Raw genomic sequence first — 24,913 nt, forward strand, 5'->3', positions numbered from 1 at the left:
GCCCGCACACACAATAATAGGAAAATTATGATCAGCATCTTTGATATTTTCAAAATCGGCATTGGCCCGTCCAGCTCGCACACCGTTGGCCCGATGAAGGCTGCGGCCGCCTTTGCCGATTTGCTGCATGCCGAAAACTTGGATACACAAGTGGCACGCATTGTCATTGAAGTGTACGGCTCGCTTGCTTTGACCGGCATCGGACACGGCACATTCGACGCATTATTGCTCGGTTTGGAAGACAGCCTGCCGCACGATATTCCGCTGGCAGACATCCCCCAACGCTTGGAACGCATCCGCACGCAACACGTTTTAAAACTCAACGGCCGCGAAATGGCCTTCAATCCCGAAAAAGATTTGGATATCCGCGGCGACAAAGTGTTACCCAAACATCCGAACGGTTTGAACTTTATCGCCTACAATTCAGACGGCCTGAAGCTGAAAGAACAGATCTATTATTCGGTTGGCGGCGGTTTTATCGTAACAGACGAAGGGTTTGCACAAGAGGCGCAGGAAAATTCGGACGTGCCATATCCTTACAAAAACTGCGACGAGTTGCTGGCACAATGCCGTCTGAACCAGTTGAATATTTCCGAAGTCGTGTTGGCCAATGAAGCAGCGTTGGCAGGTTGCGATGAAGCGGAAGTGCGCCGCCGTGTGGCTGCCGTGGCCGATGTGATGGAAAACTGCATCAAGCGCGGCTTGGGTGCGGAAGGGCAGCTGCCTGGCGGCTTGAACGTCCGCCGCCGCGCGCCGCAGTTGGCAGCCAAACTCAAAGTCCTACGCGAGAGCGAAATCGTCAATACTCAGCTTTGGCCGATGGTGTACGCCATGGCGGTCAACGAAGAAAATGCCGCCGGCGGCCGCGTCGTAACCGCACCGACCAACGGCGCAGCAGGCATTATTCCTGCCGTCTTACACTATTTCCGCAAATTTAATCCGCACGCTAACCAATCTCGTGTTGAGGATTTCCTGCTGACTGCCGGTGCCATCGGTATTTTGTATAAAACCAATGCGTCAATTTCCGGCGCGGATGTCGGCTGCCAAGGCGAAGTTGGCGTAGCATGTTCCATGGCGGCAGGCGCATACGCCGAAGTTATCGGTGGTACACCGAAACAAGTGGAAAACGCCGCCGAAATGGCCATGGAACACCACTTGGGCCTGACCTGTGACCCTGTCGGCGGCTTGGTGCAAATCCCCTGCATCGAGCGCAACGGCATCGCCGCCGAAAAAGCCCTCAAGCTCGCCACCCTCGCGCTTTTGGAAGACGGCACAGACAAAAAAGTCTCGCTTGATGAAGTGATTCAAACCATGTTGCAAACCGGCCGTGATATGAAGGCAACCTACAAAGAAACCTCACTCGCAGGCTTGGCCATTACTTTGCAGAAAAAAGCCATACCTGTATCCGTGCGCGTGGTGGAATGTTAGCAATAGGGTAGGGGATCTGCCCGATAAAAAAGGCCGTCTGAAAAACTTTCAGACGGCCTTTTTTTGTATGGATCGAATAACTAACCGTTTTTTTGATAAGGGTTTTCCAGTCCGGCCATTAAGTCGCGGAAGTATTCACGCAACTGTTTTTCGGAGCAACCCATCAGCAGCGCGTCTTCAAATGCGTCCTGCGCTATTTGGTACAGTTCGTTCAAGTTTTCGGTCATGACTTTGACTTTTTCGGTGCAGGAAACAATCTGACCGTCGTCGTCATACCATTTGGGCATTTGCGGCATTGCCATCGTGTACCTCAATTCAAGAAACGGGATGGATCGTTTTTCTTCACGCGGCGAGCAAAGGCGTATTTTCCGTTCCAATATTTGTGGCCGAGGCTGGTAATTTCGATACGTTTGCCCGTTCTCGGTGCGTGAATGAAATTGTTGTTGCCGATGTAAAGGCCGACGTGGGAAATACGGCCGCGGCCCATGGTACGGAAAAAGACCATGTCGCCCGGCTGCAATTCCGAACGGCTCACGGCAACGCCCATTTGCGCCTGTTCGGCAGAGGTGCGCGGCAGGTTTACGCCCATGGCGCGTTTAAAGATGTGTTGCATGAAGCCGCTGCAGTCAAAGCCGGTAGAGGCTGATGTGCCGCCGTAGCGGTAGGCCACGCCGAGCAAGCCCATGGCGCTGCCGATTAACTCATCTGCATTACCCGAAGGTGCGCGCGTATTGTTGCTTGGGGCTGGGCGTGTATTGACGGGGTGGACAGGGGTTGCCTGACGCGTATTGCCGTAAACGTTGGCGTTGTCGTTGAATTGGTTTAAAACATGCTGACGGGTGGTAATCAGGTTTTCCAAATCATCGGCGTAAGAAAAATTGACGCTCGCGAGCATGGCGACCGAAGTCCAAACTGCTGCGAGCCGGAGTAAAAAATTCATTATAAAAACTTCCGTTTCAGAAGGCATCCCCTGCCGATTGCAGGCACATTGCCGGTTTCTGAGATGTTATCCCGTATCATTCTTTTGTTATCTGCTTGATTGTATTCAAAAACCGTCTTTTTGGCAAAAAAACTGCTGTTATTTTGCGTTAAACCCTTGTTTCCAAACAAACTAGAAAAACATTAAATGCGGTTTCGCTTGATTTATCCTCTGCTGCAACCATATAAGCGGCATTCATTGATTTATTTTCAGAGACTGACATGACACAAAATCACAGCGATATCCGTACACGCTTTATCTTCGACGATATGCCTATCCGCGGCATGCACATCCGCCTCGAAAAGGTTTGGCAACACATCGTTAACCAAAAACATTATCCTGTCGCCATCCGCCGCGCATTGGGCGAATTGTTGGCCGCCGGTTCTTTATTGTCTGCCAACCTTAAAAACGAAGGCACGCTGATTGTTCAGGTTCAAGGTCAGGGCCGTCTGAAAATGTTGGTGGTGGAAGCGACTTCTGAAAATACTGTCCGTGCTACCGCGCGTTGGGACGAAACTGCTGAAATTCGTGATGATGAAAGCCTGACTGCGCTGTTGGGCGAAAACAGCGTGTTCGTTTTGACCCATCAGCCTAAAGATGCCGACCCATGGCAAGGTGTTGTCCCTCTAGAAGGCGACAGCATTGCGCAAATGCTGGTTAACTATATGAAACGTTCCGAGCAGCTCGATACCTATATTACGCTTGCTGCCGATGACCAAGCCGCAGGTGCATTATTGTTGCAACGTCTGCCGGAAGAAGAATTGGATGATGTCGCGTGGGAACATGTGACCACGCTTGCGCAAACGCTTACTCCGCAAGAATTGACCGGTTTGGACGCGCATCACGCCCTTTACCGTCTTTACCATGAAACCCCGCCCCGCGTTTTTGAGCCGGAAGCCATTGAATTTGCCTGCACCTGTTCCCGCGGCAAAGTCAGCGATATGCTGTTGATGCTTGGCGGTCAGGAAGTCGGCGGCGTGGTGGCAGAACAAGGCAGCATTCAAATCGATTGCGATTTCTGCCATAGCAAGTATGTGTTTGATGAAACCGATGTCAACGCTTTGTTTGGCGCGGATGTGGTGAATGCCGTACGCCAAGAAAATGAGCGTTTGCAGTAATCACGGGATAAAAGTTTCTTAAAGAAATTGGCTTAATAGAAGGGCAGGTGTAATACCTGTCCTTTCTTTTTGGGAAAACTGAATATCATCAATAGAAAATGCCGTCTGAAAAAAGCGTGGGCTGATTTCAGACGGCATGATTATTTTAAACGATGCGTTTAATGTTTAAAGATTATTTCCAAACCAACAAAGCGTGGTTGCGTTTGCCGCGGCGGACGATGGTGTATTTGCCGAAACGTTTGTGTTCGTCGGTCAGCATATAGGCATCGTCAGGTTTTTCAGCGGCATGGTTCGGATTGTTGGCTTCAGCAGGTTTGCCGTTGAGCAAAACCGCTTTGCTGTTGACAAAACCGCGCGCTTCTTTGTTGGAAGACGCCAAACCGGTTTTCACCAAAGTCTCAACCACGTTGAGGCTCTCGGAAACTTCAAAAGTCGGCAGGCCGTCGAGAGCGAGCTGTTCAAAGTCGCTTTCGGTCAGGCTGCTTTGGTCTTCGGCAAACAGACTTTCGGAAATGCGCTGCGCGGCTTTCAGGGCGGCTTTGCCGTGAACCAGGCGGGTCATTTCTTCGGCAAGGATGCGTTGCGCTTCGGGCTTGGTACCGCTGGCTTTGTCTTTGGCTTCGATGGCGTCGATTTTTTTGATAGACAGGAAGGTGAAGTATTTCAGGAATTTATACACATCGGCATCGGCGACTTTCAGCCAGAATTGGTAGAACTGATACGGTGAGGTTTTCTTCGCGTTTAACCATACTGCGCCGCCTTCGGTTTTGCCGAATTTGGTGCCGTCTGATTTGGTTACCAAAGGCAGGGTCAGGCCGAATACTTGTTTTTGATGCAGACGGCGGGTTAAGTCGATACCGGCAATGATGTTGCCCCATTGGTCGGAGCCGCCAATTTCCAAAACCGCGCCATGACGTTTGTTCAATTCGGCAAAGTCGTAGCCTTGCAGCAGGGAGTAGGCGAACTCGGTGAAGGAAATGCCCACGTCGTCGCGCTCGATACGCTGTTTTACGGACTCTTTGTTCAGCATGGCATTGACGGAGAAATGCTTGCCGATGTCGCGCAGGAAGTCGAGGCAGTTCATGCTGCCGAACCAGTCGGCATTGTTCGCCATAATGGCGGCGTTTTTGCCTGTAAAGTTCAAAAACGGTTTCAGTTGGTTGCGGATACTTTCTACCCAGCCGGCAACGGTTTCGGCGGAATTCAAGCTGCGTTCTACCGCTTTGAAGCTGGGGTCACCGATCATGCCGGTCGCGCCGCCCACCAAAGCAATCGGCGTATGTCCTGCCTTTTGGAAACGGCGCAATGCCAACACGGGCAGCAAGTGGCCGATATGCAGGCTGTCGGCTGTCGGGTCAAAACCGCAATAGAGGGAAATTTTTTGTTCGTTTAGCAAAGCGTCTAAGGCTTCGATGTCGGTAGTTTGCGCGATTAAGCCACGCGATTGTAGGTCTTTGATGACTCTCATTGATATCTTCCAAAAAAAATTAGCAGTTTTACAAACTGCTAATTGTAACAAATTTCATCGGATGAATGGCTATGGCTTACTGAAGAAGCGTGTGTTTTTCAGAAAAACGCTTGGCCAGTTCTCTACCGCCGTAAGGGTTGATGTGGTCTCTATCGGAATAAACCGGCAATCCGTTGATTTTGAAATTTTCCGGAATATAGGCAGCGGCATCGATAATGTGCACATTGGCATATTTTTCTGCTAATTCTTTGATGCGTTCATTGCCTTTTGAAGTGACTGTTTCATCAATGGCAAGATTCTGACTAAATCCCGGTATCCGGTAAGACAGAATATAGGCGCGCAAGCCGTTGTATGACAGATTAGGGTTGTCTATCATCAGGTAAACCGCTTGTTTTTCCAAAGAAAGTTTTTGTAACATGAGGTCGAATTTTTTGAAAAAATCGGCATCGTAAGCAAGGGAGTGGCTGTTTTCAGGCATTTGGCTACCCCAGCGCATGGCCAAAAGCACTTTTGAGTATTGGGGCAGATGCTCTTTGGCATACTGATAAACGGCACGGCAGGAAGCGTTTTGTTTGAATACGGGCGCGGCATAATCTTCTACATAGGCACAACTGTCCGCAGAAACCATCGTTGCCGACCATTTTTCTTTTTTGCCGACGGTATCAAAAAACGTTTTATATTGGTCGGCATGCGAATCGCCTAGAATCAGTAATTCCGGCTGTTTGTCGGTATCGCCCCAAATACAATGTTTGTCGGTATTGTTGTGACAAGAAGTGTAGGAACGCGCCAATCCCATACGGTCGTATTGCTCCATAAACGGGAGCTTCATGGCAAGAAAAGGCGTAATGGCCAAAACAAGCATGGGGACGGCATAAACCCATGTCACAGATTGGGCAAAAGAGCCTTTCCAGTTTTTAAACGGCTTCTCGACAAAATAATAAGAAAGCAGAGAGAGTGCAAACATTAAGACAATCGCGGCCACAGTTGAATACGAAGGCAGATTGTTTGAACCGATGTATCTCATAAAAGCCAATACAGGCCAATGCCACAGATACAGTGAATAGGAAATCAAGCCTATGCCGACAGTAATCTTCCATTGGAAAAATTTTTTCAGCCGGTGTTCAAATTGATTGAAATAAATGAATGTGGCGGCGGCCAAACAAGGAATCATGGCGGCAGGCCCCGGGAAATAGGCAGTTTTTTCTGTATAGGTAAACAGGCAGGCAAACAGTACGCATAAGGAAAGTAATGCGCCTGCCGCCGCATATTGTTTGCCGGTATCCAGCCCTTGTTGTTGCCGATATTGCATCCACACTGCCGTCAACGAGCCGATCAGCATTTCGCAGGCGCGCAGATGGGGAAGGTAATATTTATCCAGCGCAGTCGGCATAAAAGAAGCCAAAATACTGAATACGCATAGCGTGATGAGGAAAGCAAACTGGGTGCGCCAGCTTTTGCGGACAACCAATAACAGCAATATCGGGAAGACGAAATAATATTGTTCTTCGACCGATAAAGACCAAATGTGAAGCAAAGGTTTTTCTTCTTGTATGGGATCGAAATAGCCCTGACCCTTGGCAAAAAAGATATTGGAGATGAACCCCAAGGTGGACAGGGCTGTCCTCCATAAAAGGGAAAAATCATCTTTGGTGAATAAAAGAAAGCCGCATATCAGCGTTACCGTCAATACGGTAAAAAATGCGGGCAGTATCCGCTTGATACGGCGGATGTAAAATTTTTTGAACGAGAAAATCCCGCTGCTCATTTCACGATGAATAATCATCGTGATCAGAAAGCCGGAAATGACAAAAAAGATATCGACACCAAGAAAGCCGCCAGGCAGCCAGTTTTTTTCAATATGGAAAACGACAACGGATAGAACAGCAACGGCACGCAATGTATCAATATCTGGGCGGTAAGATAAAACTTTGCTCATAATATTTTGATTTTAATTAGTTTATTTTAATGGCGCCGTCTGAAAAGTGATTCCTGCCGAGAGTGGGGGCATTTCGGAGGTCGGCCATCGTTTGTCAGTACTGGGCAGTTTGTTTGCCTTCTTAGAATGATTGCTGATGATATGTGTTTGAATAGTAATAGATTAGAGTAGGAATACGGTTGATAGTTTCAACATAATGTTTAATATGTTGTTTTTATAATGAATCAATACGATGTGGTATTGTTTAATTGTTTATTGTCATATTAGTGGTATTGTTGTTGATGATGTAACCTTGCGCTATTTTTAGGTAAGGCGTCGGTAAGAAATGAGAGATTTTAAGAGAGAAAAATTACGGGCCATGCCCGCATTTATTATGGAGATGATGTTTTGTTTTGTTGATATTTCAAGACATGAGGCCGTCTGAAAATAAATTCAGACGGCCTTAATCTTAGAAAAGGCCGTCTGAAAAAGCGTTACGCTGGGTTTATACGTTAAAGAGGAAGTGCATCACATCGCCGTCTTGTACGACGTATTCTTTGCCTTCCACACGCATTTTGCCAGCTTCTTTGGCTTTTGCTTCGCCGCCTAAAGCGATGAAGTCTTCGTAGGAGATAACTTGGGCACGGATGAAGCCGCGTTCAAAGTCGGTGTGAATCACGCCGGCGGCTTGTGGCGCGGTGTCGCCTTTGTGGATGGTCCAAGCGCGGACTTCTTTGACACCGGCGGTGAAGTAGGTTTGCAGGCCCAAGAGGTCGTAGCCGGCACGAATGAGGCGGTTCAGGCCCGGTTCTTCCAAGCCCATTTCGGCGAGGAATTCGGCTTTTTCGTCGTCTTCCAATTCGGCGATTTCGCTTTCCATCGCGGCGCAAACGGCCACAACCGGTGCGTTTTCTTTTGCAGCTAATTCTTTCAGACGGTCGAGGTGCGGGTTGTTTTCAAAACCGTCTTCGGAAACGTTGCCGACGTACATGGCAGGTTTGGCAGTCAGTAGGAACAGCGGTTTGAGCATGGCAAGTTCTTCTGCGTCCAACCTGAAAGCGCGTACAGGCTTACCTTCGTCTAGATGAGGCAGCAGTTTTTTGCACAGATCGACCAGCTTTTGCGCGTCTTTGTCGCCTGAGCGTGCGCGTTTTTCTTCGCGGACGATGGCTTTTTCGACGCTGGCCAAGTCAGCCAGTGCCAACTCGGTGCCGATGGTTTCGATGTCGGCAATCGGATCAACTTTGCCTGCAACGTGGACGATGTTGTCATCGTCAAAGCAACGTACAACGTTAACAATCGCGTCAGTCTCGCGGATGTTGGCGAGGAACTGGTTGCCCAAGCCTTCGCCTTTGCTCGCGCCTGCAACCAAACCGGCGATGTCGACAAATTCGACGATGGCAGGCTGCATTTTTTGCGGATTGACGATTTTTGCCAATTCGGCCATACGTGGATCGGGGACTTCAACGATGCCGACGTTGGGTTCGATGGTACAGAAAGGATAGTTTGCCGCTTCGATACCCGATTGGGTCAGCGCGTTAAAGAGGGTGGATTTGCCGACGTTGGGCAAACCGACGATGCCGCATTTCAAGCTCATGGTTTTTCCTGAAAAGATAAAAGTTTAACGGCGAATTATAGCATATTGTGGAGGTACTCAAAACAGCCGCAATGCTGGTGTGTTCTTATAATAAAAGGCCGTCTGAAAAAAGAGGGGCAGGCATTCAGCTTATTGTGCTTCCGAAGAATGAGTAAATGAATAAAGCCGTTAAATAAAACAATTTTTCAGACAGGAGGCTTAAGATCAAACCCAAAAGAATGCCCAGTACCCAATAAATCATCTGCCGGTATTTCGGGTCGGATGTGGTACGCAACATTTTAAAATACAAAACTAGACAGCCGAACATGCAGATTGTTTGAAACAGAATGAGGGGGAGGCTGTTAATGGCTTTGGAAATCGAATCATGAACGATGATTGTCCCTATGCGTATGCATAAATAAATTAAAGCCGAGCCTACCGCCGAATGCCCAAAAGGGACGGGCGTGTCGGATGAGTCGGGTGTTTTGTGGGGCTGAAGCCTGCCGAATAACAAGATAAATACAATGTCAAACATAATGATAGTTGCCTTGGCGTAAGATGTTTTCGTTTTTCAGACGGCCTCAGGGTGTCTGAAAGCTTATTGTGCGGCGATATGGGGTGGTGCCGCAGTAAGGTATGTCAGTAGGCCGACCATCCATCATGCTGAAGTGGTTGTCATGCTTAAGTGAACACTTTGATTTAGCAGAGGGTTATCTGCTATTTCTCCAAATAGTCTGAAATACAGGGTAAGTTAAATGAATAGGGTCAGAGTGGCAAGCAGGTTGAGAAACAGTATGGAGTTTGTGGGTAAAACCTTTGCCGCGGTTCGCAGTTAGTTTAAAGGCCGTCTGAAAAACTGTTTCAGACGGCCTTTTTTCCGTACTGACTTAACCGGTATTACGCAAACCTTGCGCCACGCCGTTGATGGTCAGGTGAACCATCAGCAGTGCGTGCGGATTATCGGGCTCTTTGCGCAGGCGTTTGAGCATGGCGACTTGCAGGCCATTGAGGGCGTTCAGGTATGGAATCCTCAAGGCAAGCGAACGGGCGAGGCTGCGGTTGTCGCGCAGGAGCTCTTCGGTTTGCAGCAGGTCGAGCAGTGCTTTGCGGCTGCGTTGGTATTCTTCCTTAATCATGCCGAAGATGACTTTTGCTTTATCGGGCGATTCGCTCAAGCCGGCATAGTTTTCCGCCAAAGTGATGTCGGTTTTCGCCATCACTTGTTCCATGTTGGAGAGCATGGCTTGGAAGAACGGGTTGCTTTGGGCATGTTCGCGCAGGGCGGCCAGTGTGTCGGGATTGCCTTCGCACAAGGTTTCCACTGCGCTGCCGAAACCGTACCAAGCCGGCAGCATGAGGCGGTTTTGCATCCATGAGAATACCCACGGAATTGCGCGCAAGTCCTGAATCCGCGCCAGGGTTTTGCGGCTGGCGGGGCGGCTGCCGAGGTTGAGGGTGGCGATTTCCTGAATCGGGCTAGTTTGCAGGAAGTAGTCGATGAAGTCGGGGTGGGTAATCAGTTCGCGGTAGTATTTGAACGATACGTCCGACAAATCCTGCATCAGTTTGGCATCAGGGTCTTTTTTGTCCGGCAGGATGCTGGCTTCCAAAGTCGCGGCAACCAAGGTTTCCAAGTTGCGTTGGGCATTGCCCGGGTCAGCGTATTTGGCGGTAATGACTTCGCCTTGCTCGGTAATGCGGATTTGTCCGGCAACGCTGCCTGCAGGTTGCGCCAAAATAGCTTGGTAAGATGGGCCGCCGCCGCGACCTACGCTGCCGCCGCGGCCGTGGAACAGGCGCATGCGGACATCGTATTTTTTGAAGAGTTCGACCAAGCCCAACTCTGCCTGATACAGACACCACGAGCTGGTAACGTAGCCGCCGTCTTTGTTGGAGTCGGAGTAGCCCAGCATGATTTCTTGGATATTGCCGCGGCTTTCGAGCAGGGCATCATACCAGTCGAGGCGGAACATGGTTTCCATGACCGGACAGGCGTTTTCGAGCGCTTCGATGGTTTCAAACAGAGGCACGATATTGATGCGGCTGTGCGGTTTGCCGTTTTCCACCACCAGCAGGCCGCTTTCTTTCAGCAGCAATGCCAAGGCGAGCAGGTCGCTGGGTTGTTCGCAGTTGGAAATAATGCTTTGTGTAACGGCATCTTCGCCAAATTCGTCTTTAATTTTGCGCGCTTCGTTGAAAATTGCCAGTTCGTGGCGGGTATGGTCGCTGTATGTGATAAACGGGCTGTACAGCGGACGTTGATGGCTCAATTCGCGCAACAGGGCGGTTTGTTTTTGCTCTTCGTTCAGGCTGTTGTAGTCTTCCAAGCCTGCGTGTTGGAAAAGCTCGGCAACCACATCGGCGTGTTTGCCTGCGTGTTGGCGCAGGTCGAGCGGCATCATGTGGAAGCCGAACACGGATACGCTGCGGATAATGTCGGCTAGACGGCCTTCTGCCAGCAGTTGGCTGCCGTTTTCGTGGAGCGAGCGTTGCAGTTTTTTCAGGTCGTTGAGGAAATCTTCGACTGTGGCATAAGGCTCGAGGAAGCCGAATTTGCAGCCCATGCCCAAACCGAGTGAGCGTGCCTTGCCCATGGCACGGGCCATGATGTAGGCGATGGCGCGGCGGTAGGGTTCTTCGGTGCGGGCGATTTCTTCGTCAGGCGAGAGGGCGGCCAGTGCCATCACATCGTCGTTGACTTTGACACGGCGGATGGAGAGCGGCAATTCGCGGTAAAGTTTGTCGAGTTCGCCGCGATAGAAACGGAACACTGCGTCGGCATGCCGTCTGAACGCAAAACGCAAGGTTTCGGCAGAAACAAACGGGTTGCCGTCGCGGTCGCCGCCGATCCAGCCGCCGATTTTAAGGATATTCGGAACGCGGACGCCGGGATAGGCCGTCTGAAAATCACGTTCCATTGTGCGGTAGAGTTTGGGCAGGGCTTCAAAGAAGCTCATTGGGAAGATGGATACACCGTTGTTGATCTCGTCGTTGACGCTGAGTTTGTGGCGGCGCGTTTCGCTGGTCTGCCACAAGCCCAAAAGCACGGTGTCGATTTCTCGGCGTAACTGAGCCAGCGCATCAGGATTGGTGCAGCGTTCGCGTTGCGGCAGCAGCGCGCGGATGCGGCGGTTGAAGCTCAAGACGGTTTGGCGTTGCACTTCGGTCGGGTGCGCGGTCAAAACGGCGGTAACGACTGTATTGTCCAGTTGTTGTTGCAACGCTTTGCCGTTGACTTTTCCGGCTTTGAGCTTGCGCACGGTTTCCGTCAGGCTGCCTTCGGCACTGTTGTGTCCGGCCTCTTCGTGGATTTGGCGGCGGCGTTCGTGGTGTACGTCTTCGGCGATGTTCAAAATCTGTGCGAACAGGCCGCAGGCCAGGGTTAAATCGTGGGTTTGTTGTTCATCTAATTGCGGCAACACCTTTTCAATCAAGGCAGCGCTGTCGTCTGAAGTCGATAATAACTTAACGGTTTCGACCACCAAAGGCGACGCTTCCTCATGCAGCAGATTGAAAAGAGACTGTTTTAAAAATTCCGCATCCGCCGCCAGAGCGGCATCTTTTGGATTATTTAAGATATGCAGTTGCATGATTTTTCTCTTATTTAAATGTTAATTTGGGTGTATCGTGAATCCATTGTATAGCAAATTTTTGTAAACTGCCAATGCTGCCGTCCGATACATTTCAAACCGGAAAACAGCCGTCCGTATCCGCCGCGTGGTCGCTGTCTGTAAAATGCCGTAAAATATTGCCCATCAAAACAGAGGCGAGAAACCCATGATTGAATTTCCCAACCAGCCCGATTTTCCTGAACAACACACCGCCGTCGCCGTCGGCACCGTCAACATGAGCCAGCAGGCGGTAAGGGTGTTGATAGAGAATGCCACCGAAAAGGCAAGTATCCTGACCATCGCCCGCGTTGCCGCCATTCAGAGCATCAAACAGACCGCCAACCTGATTCCGCTGCACCTGCCCGGCCGCATCATCGGCGTGCAGGTTGATTTCGATATTAACGTTGAGCTGGCCTGCCTGAAGGCCACATTGACCGTCCAAGCGAACAGCAACGGTAGCATTGCCACCGAAGCCCTGACCGGCCTAAATTTGGCACTCTTGAGCGTTTACGACATGATGAAAGACGTTGACCGCAATATGATGCTCAGCGGCATCCGCCTCGAATCCGAGACCAGCAGCGAAGGCCGTCCTTTCCTGTTTGACAACGCCTACGAAAATATTAATTTCTAAATCACTCAGGCCGTCTGAACATTGGGTTTCAGACGGCCTTATTGTTATGATGAACGATCAACAACTTTTGCGGTTCAGCCGCCATATCCTGCTTGATGAAATCGGTATCGAAGGCCAAGAAAAACTTTTGGCCGCCCATGCGCTCGTTGTCGGTTGCGGCGGGCTGGGTGCGGCGGCCTTGCCGTATCTTGCCGCCGCCGGCATCGGCCGCCTGACGATTGCCGATGCCGATACCATTGACGAGACCAACCTTCAACGCCAAATCACATTTACCGAAGCCGACATCGGTAAAAACAAGGCTTTGGTGATGCAAGGCCGTCTGAAACAGATCAACAGCCAAACACACATTACAGCCATTGCCGAATTTCTCGATGAGGCCAGGCTGGTCGAATTGGCAAACGCAGCCGACATCATCCTCGATTGTTCCGACAATTATCCCACGCGGCAGGCGGTCAACCGCGCCGCCGTTGCCACGCGCACGCCTTTGGTTTCCGCCGCGGCCGTCGGCTTTGACGGACAAATCGCCGTGTACCGTCCCGATCTTCCCGATACGCCCTGCTATGCCTGCCTGTTTGATGGCGAACAAGCCAGCGACGGCGCTTGTGCATTGTTTGGCGTTTTTTCGCCATTGGTCGGCGTTATCGGAACGACCCAAGCCGCCGAAGCGCTTAAAGTGCTGATCGGTATCGGTACGCTGTCGCACGGCAAACTTTCTACCTACAATGCATTGAGCGGACAATGGCGGCAATACGGAGTGAGACGCAATCCCGACTGTCCGGTTTGCGGCGGCCGTTAAAGACAAAAAGCAGGGTAAGGGTTTCAATATTGCCTAAGCCAATCCGCTAGAGTAATCATACTTATCTTTTATTAAACTTGAAGGAAGGCGTTTCTTCCCTTTTCAGACGGCCTGTGGCACGATATGATTCAATGATTAATAAATTTTTTGAGGCCGTCTGAAAAAGGATAAGGAGAAACCGGCTTAATGAATATTATTCGTGCCTTATTGGTGGTATTGGGTTGCTTGGCTTTGGGCGAGGCGGCCGTTTGGATTTTGGGGTTGAAGCTGCCGGGCAGCATTGTCGGCATGGGTTTGCTGTTTGCCGCGCTTCAGGCCGGCTGGGTCAAATTGTCTTGGGTGGGAGAACTGGCAGACATTTTGATGGCAAACCTGACTTTATTTTTGGTGCCGCCTTGCGTGGCCGTCATCAGCTATTTAGATGTGATTGCAAACGACTGGTTTTCGATTTTGACGGCCACAATCGGCAGTACGATCTGCGTATTGTTGGTGACAGGTAAAGTGCATGAGTGGGTCAGGAGGTGGGTGTGATGAACATAGACGGGCTGTTGCGCATGCCCTCGGTCATGCTGTTCCTGACTTTGGCCGTATATGCTTTGGCGGTGCAGATTCGGGCGCGCACGGGGAATGTGCTGTGTAATCCGGTATTGATCAGTACGCTGGTGTTGATGGGGTATTTGAAGGTATTTTCCATTGATTACGAGCTGTACCATTCTGCTTCGCACTTTATTGATTTTTGGTTGAAACCGGCAGTTGTGTTGCTGGCGGTGCCGCTTTATCGAAATTGGGACCGTATCCGCAGCCAGTGGTTGCCGGTGGTGTTGTCTCAGTTGGCGGGCAGCGTAACAGGTATTGTTACAGGCGTGTATTTTGCCAAATGGCTGGGCGCTTCGCGCGAAGTGATTCTGTCGCTGGCTTCCAAATCCGTGACCAACCCGATTGCGATTGAAATCACGGCATCGGTCGGCGGTATTCCGGCGATTACAGCGGCAACGGTGATTATTGCCGGACTTTTTGGCCAGATGGCCGGATATAAAGTGTTGAAAGGGGCGTTGTATATGCCTTCTTCAGTGGGAATGTCTTTGGGTACGGCCTCACATGCGATGGGTATTGCGGCGTCTTTGGAATACGGCCGCCGTATGGCCGCATATGCCGGCCTGGGCTTGACGCTCAACGGCGTGTTGACGGCGATATTGGTTCCTATCTTGATTCCCTTATTGGGCGTATAGCGTTTAGGCCGTCTGAAAATAGTGTAAACAGGAGAAAATGATATGGCTGTAAATTTGACTGAAAAACGTGCAGACGAATTGTTGGAAATCGACGGCATCCGTCTGTTTACAGGTCGTGCCGGCATCAAGCAACAAGACCGCGACGATTTGACGCTGATGGTGTTGGGCGGCGGGCATACGGTGGGCGCGGTGTTTACGCAAAACCGTTTCTGCGCCGCGCCGGTGCATATCGCCAAGTCGCATCTGTTTGACCAAGACGGCGTGTGTGCCTTAGTCATCAATACGGGCAATGCCAATGCGGGTACCGGCGCGCAAGGTCGTCTGGACGCGGTTAAAGTGTGTGCGGCGGTGGCGGAACAGGTCGGCTGCCAATCCAATCAAATCATGCCGTTTTCAACCGGCGTGATTTTGGAACCCTTGCCTGTGGATAAAATCGTGGCCGCTTTGCCGCAAGTGCGCCCTGCATTTTGGTCGGACGCGGCGCGTGCCATCATGACGACGGATACTGTACCGAAAGCTGCTTCACGCAAAGGCTTGGTCGGCGAAAAGCACACAGTCCGCGCCACCGGCATCGCCAAAGGTTCGGGCATGATTCATCCGAATATGGCGACTATGTTGTCGTTTATCGCTACTGATGCCAAAGTGTCCCAACCGATTTTGCAGCTGATGACGCAAGAAATCGCAGACGAAAGTTTCAATACGATTACCGTGGACGGCGATACCAGTACCAATGACAGCTTCGTGATTATGGCGACAGGCCGTTGCGGTCAGAGCGAAATCGACAATACCGCCGATCCGCGCTATGCGCAGCTCAAAGCCTTGCTCGGTTCGCTGGCCTTGGAATTGGCGCAGGCTATTGTCCGTGATGGTGAGGGCGCAACCAAGTTCATCACGGTTGAAGTGCAAAATGCGAAAACTCGCGAAGAGGCGCGCAAAGTGGCTTATGCCGTCGCCCATTCGCCTTTGGTGAAAACTGCTTTCTTTGCCTCCGACCCGAACTTGGGCCGTCTGTTGGCAGCCGTCGGCTATGCCGGTATTGAAGACTTGGACGTCGATGCTTTGAAAATGTGGCTGGATGACGTGTTGGTGGCTGAAAACGGCGGCCGTGCGGAAAGCTATACCGAAGAAGCAGGACAAGCCGTGATGAATCGTCCGGAAATTACCGTCCGCATCGATTTGCAACGCGGCGATACGACGGCGGCCGTCTATACCTGCGATTTGTCGCACGAGTATGTGTCGATTAACGCGGATTACCGTTCTTAAAAACCTTTATCCTTGTTTTCAGACGGCCTTTGAGAAAAGTATCAAGGCCGTCTGAACACATTGACTGCGTGCCTATTATGAAATTTCCACAGACTTGGGCGGCGCGCCTCGCCCACAAAATCCGCCAAACCAAACGCCTGTCCAAAAAGAGCATTGCCTTTCTGTTTTTGCTGGCAGGTTCGGCACTGGTTGCCCTGACGGCTTTGATGTTTGCGTACTTGGCGGATTTGGCTTTGGAATGGAACGCTTTGTTAGTGGGAAAATATCCGTGGTTTGCGTGGGTGGCTTTGCCGCTGGGTTTGCCACTTTTGGCGTGGTTTACGCGCAAATTTGCGCCGTACACTTCCGGCAGCGGTATTCCGCAGGTTATAGCTTCTTTGTCTTTGCCGTATGGCGCGCAGAAAACCCGTTTGATTCGTCTGGGCGAAACCTTTTTTAAAATTCCGCTGACGTTTTTGGGCATGATTTTGGGGGCGTCGATCGGCAGGGAAGGGCCGTCTGTACAAGTGGGTGCGGCGGTCATGAACGCTTGGGGCGCGTGGTGTAAAAAGCACGGGCTGGCGTTTAGGGGCATGCAGGAAAACGATTTGATTGCCGCAGGCGCAGCAGGCGGTTTGGCGGCGGCGTTTAACGCGCCTTTGGCCGGCGTGGTGTTTGCCATCGAAGAATTGGGGCGCGGCGTGATTTTGCGTTGGGAACGCCAAATCCTGATGGGCGTGTTGGCAGCCGGTTTCATTCAAGTGGCAATACAGGGCAACAACCCGTATTTCTCAGGTTTTCAAGGACATGAGCTGCCAAACATGCTGATGTGGGCCGTGGTGTCGGGCATCGTCTGCGGCGTGGCAGGCGGATTGTTCGGCAGCTTTTTGTATCGCGGCGCGGCGGCATTCGCACCGGTACGCTGGCGCAGTTTCATCCGCCGTCATTTGTTGGTGGTCGCTTTTGCAATGGGTATCTTGCTGGCGCTGCTCGGTACGTTTTATCAAGGTAAAACCTATGGCACGGGCTATCACGAAGCCGCAGCCGCTCTTAAAGGTGCGTATGAAGCGCCGTTCGGCTTGGCCGCCGCAAAATGGGCGGCGACCGTGTTCAGCTACTGGGCAGGTATTCCCGGCGGTATTTTCACGCCATCGTTAACCATCGGTGCGATGATAGGCGAACACATGGCTTCTTTCGCGCAACTGGGCGACGCATCCAATGTCGCGGTTTTGCTCTGCATGGCCGCATTCCTTGCCGCCGCGACCCAATCGCCGTTGACCGCCGCCGTGGTGGTAATGGAAATGACGGGCGGACAGAATTTATTGTTTTGGATGTTGCTGACTTGCATCTTCGCTTCGCAAGTATCGCGCCAATTCTCGCCGCATCCGTTTTACCATGCCGCAGGTTTGCGCTTCAGACGGCATATCGAAGCCGAAAGCGGAAATGTTCAGCACGAGAAAAAAGAATAGGTTTGGTATATAAAAGGCCGTCTGAAAATCAGATTTCAGACGGCCTTTATTATGTCGTTTAAAGCTGTATTACGGTTTACTTAAACAGCAAAATCAGCAGCAAAACAACCGCAATCACACCCAGCCACAGGCTTTGGCGTTGCTGTACTTTGACCAGATGTACATAGGCATCACGCATTTCCTGTTGGCGGTTTTCATCAACCAGCGCGCTGATTTTACGCGGCAGGGAAGGAATGATTTGCGCCCAGTCGGGGGCTTCGTTTTTGAGGTTGCGCCAAAGGGCTTTGGGGCCGACCTGTTCGTTCATCCAACGCACCAAAAACGGTTTGGCGGTTTTCCACAAATCCAAATCGGGATCGAGTTGGCGGCCCAAACCTTCGATGTTGAGCAGCGTTTTTTGCAGCAATACAAGCTGCGGCTGGATTTCGACATTGAAGCGACGGCTGACTTCAAACAGGCGCATCAGTACCAAGCCGAAGGAAATTTGCGAAATCGGTTTGTTGAACACCGGTTCGCACACGGCGCGGACAGCCGCTTCCAATTCTTCCGCGCGCGTGTCGGCAGGCACCCAGCCCGATTCGATGTGGGCGGTAGCGACGCGGTGGTAATCGCGGTTGAAGAATGCGAGGAAGTTGATGGCGAGATAGCGTTTGTCGTAGTCGGTCAACGTGCCGACGATGCCGAAATCGAGGGCAATGTAGCGGTTGTCGGCGGCGACCAAAATATTGCCGGGGTGCATATCCGCATGGAAAAAGCCGTCGCGGAAAACTTGCGTGAAGAAGATTTCCACGCCGTAATCGGCAAGTTTGTGCAAATCAATGCCGTCGGCTTTGAGTTTGGCAATATCGGATACCGGAGTGCCGTCCATCCATTCGATGGTCAGCACGTCGCTGGTGCAGTAGTCGTAAAACACCTTCGGCACAATCAGCATATCGCTGTTTTGGAAATTGCGACCGAGCTGGCTGGCATTGGCGGCTTCGCGCATCAAGTCCAATTCGTCGTGCAGGTATTTGTCAAATTCGGCCACTACTTCGCGCGGCTTCAAACGCTTGCCGTCTGAAAACAAACGCTCCACCCAGCCTGCACCAAAGCGCATCAGCGACAAATCCTGTTCGATAACGGGCAAAAGGTTGGGGCGCAAGACTTTCACGGCGACCTGTTCGCCCGAATGCAGGCGGGCTTTGTGTACTTGGGCGATGGACGCGCTGGCGACAGGCTCTGTTTCAAATTCCGCGTATAAAGTGTCGATGGATTGTCCCAGTGATTTTTCGATTTGCGAGCGTGAAAGTTGCGCGTCAAACGGCGGCACTTTGTCTTGCAGCCTTGCCAGTTCGACCGCGTAATCGTGCGGAATCAAATCGGGACGCGTGGACAATACCTGCCCGAATTTGATGAAAATCGGCCCCAGGCTTTCCAACGCCAAACGCAGGCGCACGGCAGGCATTTCGTGTTTGAACTTGGACGACTGCGGCAGCATATTGAGGAAAGTCCGCGCCCAACCCGGACGGACCAGCGAGGCAATCAGCTCGGCAAGGCGGTAGCGGTAGAGCGTGCAGAGGATGGTTTTGATGCGTTTGAGGCGGTTCATGATGGACGCAGATAAATCGAAAAAACAGAATTATATAGGAAAAACGGGTAAGGGCTTCAGACGGCCTGAGACTTTTGCAAAAACGTTTGCCGCATAGCCAACAATTTGATAAAGGCTCAGGTTTTGCCGCCCCAATAAAAAGACGAATATTCACATCATAAATATTCATCGGCTACTTGCCCAAACCGCCGATTCAAGACATAATCGGGAAATGTGCAGGAGAGTGTTACACCTAACTATAATGTAACCACCGAAGGCGCAGACACCCTTAAATCGCTCAGGTATCAGGGACTGCACATTGAAACAAACAATCTGGAGAGCGGCGTTAGAATAACGTCCACCGAAGGGGAGAAGGCCGTCTGAACCACCATTCAGACAACCGCGCAAAGCAGTGAGCAGACTGGTTTGCCATCATGCGGATACGGCCGAAAATCTCAGGTTCAAGGACAGATAGGGTCATCCGCGCATAGGTGCGCGGGCGGCATCTGAACAAAAAATCCGGAGAAACTTGAGAATGACTGCTCTGAAAACCACCCCATTTCATCAAGCCCATCAAGATGCAGGCGCGAAGCTGGTAGATTTTGCCGGCTGGGAGCTGCCCATCCATTATGGTTCACAAATCGCCGAACACGAAGCCGTGCGCACCGACGCCGGTATGTTTGACGTATCACATATGCTCGTTACCGACGTAGCAGGCGCAAATGCCAAAGCCTTTTTCCGCAAATTGATTGCCAACGATGTCGCCAAACTCGCTTTTGTCGGCAAAGCCCTTTATTCCGCTTTGCTCAACGACAACGGCGGCGTGATTGACGACTTAATCGTTTACCGCACCAACGAAGCCGAAACCCAATACCGCATCGTGTCCAACGGCGCGACCCGCGAAAAAGACACGGCGCAATTCCACAAAGTTGGACAAGAGTTCGGCGTCGCCTTCAACCCGCGCTACGACCTCGGCATGCTTGCCATACAAGGTCCTAAAGCCATCGAAAAACTCCTGACCGTCAAACCCGAATGGGCGGATGTCGTCCATAATCTCAAACCGTTCCAAGGCGCGGATTTGGGCAACGACTGGTTTGTTGCCCGCACCGGCTACACCGGTGAAGACGGCGTCGAAGTCATCCTGCCCGGTACCGAAGCCGTCGCATTCTTCAAAGCCTTGCAAGCAGCAGGCGTACAGCCTTGCGGCCTTGGCGCACGCGACACCCTGCGCATGGAAGCCGGTATGAACCTCTACGGCAACGATATGGATGACAATACCAGCCCGCTCGAAGCAGGCATGGGTTGGACCGTTGATTTGAAAGACGAAAGCCGCGACTTCGTCGGTAAAGCCGCCTTGCTGGCATTGAAAGAAAAAGGCGTTGCCGTCAAACAGGTTGGCTTGTTACTCGAAAAAGGCGGCATCCTGCGCGCGCATATGGAAGTGTTGACCGACAAAGGCCAAGGCGAAACCACCAGCGGCGTATTCTCTCCAAGCCTGAAACAATCCATCGCCATCGCGCGCGTACCGAAAGACTTTGACGGCGATACCGCCAAAGTGCTGATGCGTGGTAAAGAAGTGGACGTGCGCGTACTGAAGCTGCCGTTTGTCCGCAATGGTCAAAAACAGTTTGATTAATATTGGTTCAGACGGCCTTTATTTATTAAGGGCCGTCTGAAAGCAGGTTTTAATTGTCGTCCGGTACGGACGTTTGTAGAAAGCATTGAACAAGGCATCTGTGGATATTGATTCATGCAGATGCCGTCTGAAAATAACCCCCTATCAATGGAGTATCAAACCATGAGCAACATCCCAGCAGAACTGAAATACGTTGCCAGCCACGAATGGCTGCGCCTTGAAGAAGACGGTACCATCACCGTCGGCATTACCCATCACGCGCAAGAGCTGTTGGGCGACATCGTGTTTGTTGAGCTGCCAGAAGTCGGCGCAAACCTGGCTGCCGAAGAGCAAGCCGGTGTGGTTGAGTCTGTAAAAGCCGCATCTGACGTATACGCTCCGATTGCAGGCGAAATCGTTGCCGTCAACGAAGATTTGCCAAGCGCTCCGGAAACTGCCAACAGCGACCCTTACGGCGCAGGCTGGTTCTTCAAAATCAAACCTGCCAACCCTGCCGATTACGACGGTCTGCTGACTGCCGAACAATACGCAGGCGAAGTAGCTTGATTTTTGCAAACATCCAAACAGGTTTTGCGCCTGTTTGATATTGCAGGTCTTAGGTCGTCTGAAAAATGCTTTCAGACGGCCTTTGTTTCAATTTTTCCTCAGCAAACATGAATTACTGCGAATTTGTCGCCACGCTTCCTGACGATACGGACAACCCCAACAAACATTATCACGACACGCAATACGGTTTTCCGATTGAGGACGACAATGAATTGTTTGAGCGGCTGGTGTTGGAAATCAATCAGGCAGGATTGAGCTGGACGCTGATGCTGAAGAAGCAGCAGGCATTTCAGACGGCATTTAAAGGTTTTGACATTGATACGGTCGCCGCATTTGACGAAGCCGATATTGAGCGGCTGCTTGCCGATGCAGGCATCGTCCGCAACCGCCTGAAAATCAACGCAGCCATTTATAACGCGCGACAAATCAAACAAATACAGCAAGAATACGGATCATTCAAAAACTGGCTCGATGCAAACCATCCGCTCGACAAGGCTGAATGGGTGAAACTGTTTAAAAAACATTTCAAATTTGTCGGCAGCGAAATCGTCGGCGAATTTCTGATGAGTACCGGCTACTTGCCCGGCGCGCATGTGGAAACCTGTCCGGTTTATAGGGAAATATTGGCATGTCGTCCAAAGTGGGCGGAGGCCGTCTGAAACAACATCTGCAAGAAAAAACAGTGTTGATATCGATAACACCGAAGGAGTAGAAATGAAACTATCTGAATTGTTCAACCCGAACGAATTTGCCGCGCGCCATTTGAGCTTTGGCGACGAGGCTGCGCTTTTGGAAGCGCTCGGCGAGAAGAGCATGGACGATTTTGTCGGCAATACCGTGCCGCAAAGCATCCGTATGCCGTCCGAACTCGATTTGCCCGAGGCTTTGACCGAGGCGGACGCGTTGGCGAAATTGAAAGGCATTGCGTCGAAAAACGTGATCAACAAGTCCTATATCGGTTTGGGCTATTACCCGACCCGCGTGCCGAATGTGATTTTGCGCAACGTGTTGGAAAATCCAGGCTGGTATACCGCCTACACCCCATATCAGGCGGAAATCGCGCAGGGTCGTTTGGAAGCGTTGTTAAACTTCCAACAAGTGTGTATCGATTTGACCGGTTTCCCTGTGGCAGGCGCGTCTTTGCTGGACGAGGCGACTGCCGCCGCCGAAGCGATGGCGATGGCGCACCGCGTGGGTAAAGTGAAATCCGAGCGTTTCTTTGTGGATGCGCGCGTGTATCCGCAAACTTTGGACGTGATGAAAACCCGCGCCAAATATTTCGGCTTTGAACTGGTGGTCGGCGATTTTGCCCAAGCGGATGAAGGCGAATACTTCGGCGCGCTGTTCCAATATGTCGGCAAAGACGGCGATGTTCAAGACTTGCAGGACGTTATCGGCCGTCTGAAAGCAAAAGGCACAATCGTGGCCGTTGCCGCCGACATCATGAGCTTGGTTTTGCTGAAATCGCCTGCCGAGTTGGGCGCGGACATCGCGTTGGGCAACACCCAACGCTTCGGTGTGTCGATGGGCTTCGGCGGTCCGCACGCTGCTTATTTCGCGTTTAAGGACGAGTTCAAGCGTTCCGCCCCGGGCCGCATCATCGGCGTATCCAAAGATGCATCAGGCAAACCTGCCTTGCGCATGGCGTTGTCCACCCGCGAGCAACACATCCGCCGCGAAAAAGCGACATCCAATATTTGTACCGCACAGGCATTGCTGGCGAACTTGGCCGGTATGTATGCCGTTTACCACGGCCCTGAAGGCGTGAAACGCATTGCCAACCGCATTCATGTGCTGGCTTCTGCCTTTGCCGATGCGCTGGTTTCAGACGGCCTGAATGTGGTTCACAAAATCTTCTTCGATACCGTTACCGTCGATTTCGGCAGCAAAGAGAAAGCAGACCAAGTGTTTGCCGCTGCTTTGGAGTCGGGTTACAACCTGCGCCGCGTCAACGATACTCAAATTGCGGCTGCATTCCATGAAACATCGGCATACGAAGATTTGGTTGATTTGTACCGCGCGTTTACCGGCAAAGATACGTTCATATTTGCCGATGATGTCAAAGGCCGTCTGAACGCCGAATTGCTGCGTCAAGACGACATTCTGCAACATCCCGTGTTCAACAGTTACCACACCGAACACGAAATGTTGCGCTACCTGAAAAAACTCGAAGACCGCGACTTGGCGATGAACCGAAGCATGATTTCGCTCGGTAGCTGCACCATGAAGCTCAATGCGACTGCGGAAATGTTGCCGATTACTTGGGCAGAGTTTACCGACATCCACCCCTACGCCCCCAAAGACCAAGCCGCAGGCTACCGCGCGCTTTTGACCGACATGGAAAACAGCCTGAAAGCCATCACCGGCTTTGACGCGATTTCTTTCCAGCCCAACTCCGGCGCGCAGGGCGAATACAGCGGCATGCTCTCCATCCGCCGCTATCAAGAAGCCAACGGCGAGGGACACCGCAACATCTGCCTGATTCCCAAATCCGCCCACGGCACCAACCCTGCGACTGCCGCTATGCTGGGTTTGAAAGTCGTCGTTGTCGATACCGACGAACACGGCAACGTCAACATCGACGATTTGAAAGCCAAAGCCGAGCAATACCGCGACGCTTTGTCCGCCATCATGATTACTTACCCGTCCACCCATGGCGTGTACGAAGAAGGCATCCGCGACATCTGCCGCATCATCCATGAAAACGGCGGACAGGTTTACATGGACGGCGCCAACCTCAACGCCCAAATCGGCATCATGCAGCCTGCCGAAGTCGGCGCGGACGTGTTGCACATGAACCTGCACAAAACCTTCTGTATCCCTCACGGCGGCGGCGGTCCGGGCGTCGGCCCTATCGGTTTGAAAGCCCACCTTGCCCCGTTTGCACCGGGACACGCTTTGACCGACACCCACAGCGCCAGTGCCGACCAAACCGCCATTGCTGCTGCGGCCTTCGGTTCTGCGTCCATCCTGCCGATTACTTGGATGTACCTGACCATGATGGGCAAACAAGGCATGGAACAGGCAACACGCTGGGCATTGCTCAACGCCAACTACGTTGCCAAACGTCTGAGCGAAGACTATCCGATTCTGTATACAGGCAAAAACGGCCGCGTTGCGCACGAATGTATCGTCGATTTGCGTCCGCTTAAAGCCGAAAGCGGCATCACCGAAACCGACATCGCCAAACGCCTGATGGACTACGGTTTCCACGCACCAACGGTTTCTTTCCCTGTTGCCGGCACGCTGATGATCGAGCCGACCGAGAGCGAGAGCAAAGCCGAACTCGACCGCTTCATCGCCGCCCTGAAACAAATCAAACAGGAAGTGCTGAAAGTCGAGCGCGGCGAATGGCCGAAAGAGGATAATCCGCTGGTGAATGCTCCGCATACCGCAGCAGATGTAACCGGTGAATGGGCGCATCCGTACTCCCGCGAAGAAGCTGTCTTCCCATTGCCGTTCGTCCGCGAACACAAATTCTGGCCGAGCGTCAAACGGGTAGATGAAGTGTATGGCGACCGCAATCTGGTTTGCTCCTGCTTGCCGATTGACGCATACGAAGATTAAGCCTGAATAGGTTTAAAATTGAACAGGCCGTCTGAAAATGAAAATAGTTTTCAGACGGCCTTTTGTTTGTTAAGATATTTCGCCCGAGAACATACATTTGTTTTTGGTAAAACAACAGATAAGGCATTCGGAAAA

The 24,913-nt window shown here is 51.6% G+C and carries 19 protein-coding genes and 1 riboswitch; of the genes, 12 read left to right on the plus strand and 7 right to left on the minus strand.

What is annotated here, in order from left to right:
- The first annotated feature begins 27 nt into the window (after positions 1-27).
- Positions 28-1,428: an L-serine ammonia-lyase gene (locus tag O3681_RS09140; protein ID WP_371459801.1), complete on the plus strand. Its 1,401-nt coding sequence runs from the start codon at positions 28-30 to the stop codon at positions 1,426-1,428.
- Positions 1,429-1,508: 80 nt separating this feature from the next.
- Here the strand turns inward: O3681_RS09140 and O3681_RS09145 are convergent, their stop codons facing one another.
- Both O3681_RS09145 and O3681_RS09150 read right to left on the minus strand, forming a co-directional pair.
- Complete coding sequence (locus O3681_RS09145) at positions 1,509-1,730, minus strand: hypothetical protein (RefSeq protein ID WP_004519529.1); 222 nt, start codon at positions 1,728-1,730, stop codon at positions 1,509-1,511.
- Positions 1,731-1,738: 8 nt separating this feature from the next.
- Positions 1,739-2,368: a C40 family peptidase gene (locus O3681_RS09150; RefSeq protein WP_371459802.1), complete on the minus strand. Its 630-nt coding sequence runs from the start codon at positions 2,366-2,368 to the stop codon at positions 1,739-1,741.
- Positions 2,369-2,628: 260 nt separating this feature from the next.
- On the opposite strand from O3681_RS09150, the gene hslO reads away from it, so the two are divergent.
- On the plus strand, positions 2,629-3,525 hold the full coding sequence (hslO, locus tag O3681_RS09155) for an Hsp33 family molecular chaperone HslO (protein ID WP_371459803.1): 897 nt from the start codon (positions 2,629-2,631) through the stop codon (positions 3,523-3,525).
- A gap of 172 nt (positions 3,526-3,697) precedes the next feature.
- Here hslO and tyrS read toward each other — a convergent pair whose 3' ends face one another.
- The 4 genes from tyrS to ppc all read right to left on the minus strand — a co-directional run bounded on the left by tyrS (position 3,698) and on the right by ppc (position 12,074).
- Positions 3,698-4,993 carry a tyrosine--tRNA ligase gene (gene tyrS, locus O3681_RS09160; RefSeq protein ID WP_371459804.1) on the minus strand — a complete coding sequence of 432 codons (1,296 nt, stop codon included), beginning with the start codon at positions 4,991-4,993 and terminating at the stop codon, positions 3,698-3,700.
- Between the two features lie 76 nt (positions 4,994-5,069).
- Positions 5,070-6,929 carry an acyltransferase family protein gene (locus O3681_RS09165; RefSeq protein WP_371459805.1) on the minus strand — a complete coding sequence of 620 codons (1,860 nt, stop codon included), beginning with the start codon at positions 6,927-6,929 and terminating at the stop codon, positions 5,070-5,072.
- A 484-nt stretch (positions 6,930-7,413) separates the two neighbouring features.
- Positions 7,414-8,505 (minus strand): redox-regulated ATPase YchF, encoded by a 1,092-nt coding sequence (ychF, locus tag O3681_RS09170; RefSeq protein WP_371459806.1) that lies wholly within the window; start codon positions 8,503-8,505, stop codon positions 7,414-7,416.
- A gap of 866 nt (positions 8,506-9,371) precedes the next feature.
- Entirely contained in the window at positions 9,372-12,074 is a 2,703-nt protein-coding gene (ppc, locus tag O3681_RS09175) for a phosphoenolpyruvate carboxylase (RefSeq protein WP_371459807.1), read from the minus strand.
- Between the two features lie 187 nt (positions 12,075-12,261).
- Between ppc and O3681_RS09180 the strand changes: the two genes are divergently transcribed.
- The 6 genes from O3681_RS09180 (at position 12,262) to O3681_RS09205 (ending at position 17,462) form a co-directional block, all read left to right on the plus strand.
- Positions 12,262-12,726: a cyclic pyranopterin monophosphate synthase MoaC gene (locus O3681_RS09180; protein WP_107724071.1), complete on the plus strand. Its 465-nt coding sequence runs from the start codon at positions 12,262-12,264 to the stop codon at positions 12,724-12,726.
- 49 nt (positions 12,727-12,775) lie between these two features.
- The gene (locus O3681_RS09185) at positions 12,776-13,522 is read left to right on the plus strand and encodes a ThiF family adenylyltransferase (RefSeq protein WP_371459878.1); all 747 of its coding nucleotides are present in this window, start codon (positions 12,776-12,778) and stop codon (positions 13,520-13,522) included.
- Positions 13,523-13,708: 186 nt separating this feature from the next.
- On the plus strand, positions 13,709-14,053 hold the full coding sequence (locus O3681_RS09190) for a CidA/LrgA family protein (protein WP_107724073.1): 345 nt from the start codon (positions 13,709-13,711) through the stop codon (positions 14,051-14,053).
- Positions 14,053-14,751 carry an LrgB family protein gene (locus tag O3681_RS09195; RefSeq protein ID WP_371459879.1) on the plus strand — a complete coding sequence of 233 codons (699 nt, stop codon included), beginning with the start codon at positions 14,053-14,055 and terminating at the stop codon, positions 14,749-14,751. Before O3681_RS09190 ends, O3681_RS09195 begins: the two co-directional genes overlap by 1 nt.
- A gap of 42 nt (positions 14,752-14,793) precedes the next feature.
- The gene (gene argJ, locus O3681_RS09200) at positions 14,794-16,014 is read left to right on the plus strand and encodes a bifunctional glutamate N-acetyltransferase/amino-acid acetyltransferase ArgJ (protein ID WP_107724074.1); all 1,221 of its coding nucleotides are present in this window, start codon (positions 14,794-14,796) and stop codon (positions 16,012-16,014) included.
- A gap of 77 nt (positions 16,015-16,091) precedes the next feature.
- On the plus strand, positions 16,092-17,462 hold the full coding sequence (locus tag O3681_RS09205) for a chloride channel protein (RefSeq protein WP_107724075.1): 1,371 nt from the start codon (positions 16,092-16,094) through the stop codon (positions 17,460-17,462).
- 76 nt (positions 17,463-17,538) lie between these two features.
- Here the strand turns inward: O3681_RS09205 and ubiB are convergent, their stop codons facing one another.
- The gene (gene ubiB / locus O3681_RS09210) at positions 17,539-19,050 is read right to left on the minus strand and encodes a ubiquinone biosynthesis regulatory protein kinase UbiB (RefSeq protein WP_070649421.1); all 1,512 of its coding nucleotides are present in this window, start codon (positions 19,048-19,050) and stop codon (positions 17,539-17,541) included.
- A gap of 206 nt (positions 19,051-19,256) precedes the next feature.
- A riboswitch (glycine riboswitch) is annotated at positions 19,257-19,354 on the plus strand.
- A 210-nt stretch (positions 19,355-19,564) separates the two neighbouring features.
- Between ubiB and gcvT the strand changes: the two genes are divergently transcribed.
- The 4 genes from gcvT (at position 19,565) to gcvP (ending at position 24,778) form a co-directional block, all read left to right on the plus strand.
- On the plus strand, positions 19,565-20,665 hold the full coding sequence (gene gcvT / locus O3681_RS09215; RefSeq protein ID WP_371459808.1) for a glycine cleavage system aminomethyltransferase GcvT: 1,101 nt from the start codon (positions 19,565-19,567) through the stop codon (positions 20,663-20,665).
- Positions 20,666-20,812: 147 nt separating this feature from the next.
- Complete coding sequence (gene gcvH, locus O3681_RS09220) at positions 20,813-21,211, plus strand: glycine cleavage system protein GcvH (protein ID WP_063068454.1); 399 nt, start codon at positions 20,813-20,815, stop codon at positions 21,209-21,211.
- Positions 21,212-21,318: 107 nt separating this feature from the next.
- Positions 21,319-21,870, plus strand: a complete 552-nt coding sequence (locus O3681_RS09225) for a DNA-3-methyladenine glycosylase I (RefSeq protein ID WP_371459809.1) — start codon at positions 21,319-21,321, stop codon at positions 21,868-21,870.
- Positions 21,871-21,925: 55 nt separating this feature from the next.
- Complete coding sequence (gcvP, locus tag O3681_RS09230) at positions 21,926-24,778, plus strand: aminomethyl-transferring glycine dehydrogenase (RefSeq protein WP_371459810.1); 2,853 nt, start codon at positions 21,926-21,928, stop codon at positions 24,776-24,778.
- Positions 24,779-24,913 lie beyond the last annotated feature (135 nt).

This window comes from Neisseria sp. 27098_8_158 (genome assembly GCF_041433145.1).
GTDB lineage: Bacteria > Pseudomonadota > Gammaproteobacteria > Burkholderiales > Neisseriaceae > Neisseria > Neisseria subflava_E.

What these genes read in the sequence shown, in the direction of transcription:
- O3681_RS09140 (WP_371459801.1), top strand. Translation starts at nt 28, where the DNA reads ATGATCAGCATCTTTGATATTTTCAAAATCGGCATTGGCCCGTCCAGC.
- O3681_RS09145 (WP_004519529.1), bottom strand. Translation starts at nt 1,730, where the DNA reads ATGGCAATGCCGCAAATGCCCAAATGGTATGACGACGACGGTCAGATT.
- O3681_RS09150 (WP_371459802.1), bottom strand. Translation starts at nt 2,368, where the DNA reads ATGAATTTTTTACTCCGGCTCGCAGCAGTTTGGACTTCGGTCGCCATG.
- hslO (WP_371459803.1), top strand. Translation starts at nt 2,629, where the DNA reads ATGACACAAAATCACAGCGATATCCGTACACGCTTTATCTTCGACGAT.
- tyrS (WP_371459804.1), bottom strand. Translation starts at nt 4,993, where the DNA reads ATGAGAGTCATCAAAGACCTACAATCGCGTGGCTTAATCGCGCAAACT.
- O3681_RS09165 (WP_371459805.1), bottom strand. Translation starts at nt 6,929, where the DNA reads ATGAGCAAAGTTTTATCTTACCGCCCAGATATTGATACATTGCGTGCC.
- ychF (WP_371459806.1), bottom strand. Translation starts at nt 8,505, where the DNA reads ATGAGCTTGAAATGCGGCATCGTCGGTTTGCCCAACGTCGGCAAATCC.
- ppc (WP_371459807.1), bottom strand. Translation starts at nt 12,074, where the DNA reads ATGCAACTGCATATCTTAAATAATCCAAAAGATGCCGCTCTGGCGGCG.
- O3681_RS09180 (WP_107724071.1), top strand. Translation starts at nt 12,262, where the DNA reads ATGATTGAATTTCCCAACCAGCCCGATTTTCCTGAACAACACACCGCC.
- O3681_RS09185 (WP_371459878.1), top strand. Translation starts at nt 12,776, where the DNA reads ATGAACGATCAACAACTTTTGCGGTTCAGCCGCCATATCCTGCTTGAT.
- O3681_RS09190 (WP_107724073.1), top strand. Translation starts at nt 13,709, where the DNA reads ATGAATATTATTCGTGCCTTATTGGTGGTATTGGGTTGCTTGGCTTTG.
- O3681_RS09195 (WP_371459879.1), top strand. Translation starts at nt 14,053, where the DNA reads ATGAACATAGACGGGCTGTTGCGCATGCCCTCGGTCATGCTGTTCCTG.
- argJ (WP_107724074.1), top strand. Translation starts at nt 14,794, where the DNA reads ATGGCTGTAAATTTGACTGAAAAACGTGCAGACGAATTGTTGGAAATC.
- O3681_RS09205 (WP_107724075.1), top strand. Translation starts at nt 16,092, where the DNA reads ATGAAATTTCCACAGACTTGGGCGGCGCGCCTCGCCCACAAAATCCGC.
- ubiB (WP_070649421.1), bottom strand. Translation starts at nt 19,050, where the DNA reads ATGAACCGCCTCAAACGCATCAAAACCATCCTCTGCACGCTCTACCGC.
- gcvT (WP_371459808.1), top strand. Translation starts at nt 19,565, where the DNA reads ATGACTGCTCTGAAAACCACCCCATTTCATCAAGCCCATCAAGATGCA.
- gcvH (WP_063068454.1), top strand. Translation starts at nt 20,813, where the DNA reads ATGGAGTATCAAACCATGAGCAACATCCCAGCAGAACTGAAATACGTT.
- O3681_RS09225 (WP_371459809.1), top strand. Translation starts at nt 21,319, where the DNA reads ATGAATTACTGCGAATTTGTCGCCACGCTTCCTGACGATACGGACAAC.
- gcvP (WP_371459810.1), top strand. Translation starts at nt 21,926, where the DNA reads ATGAAACTATCTGAATTGTTCAACCCGAACGAATTTGCCGCGCGCCAT.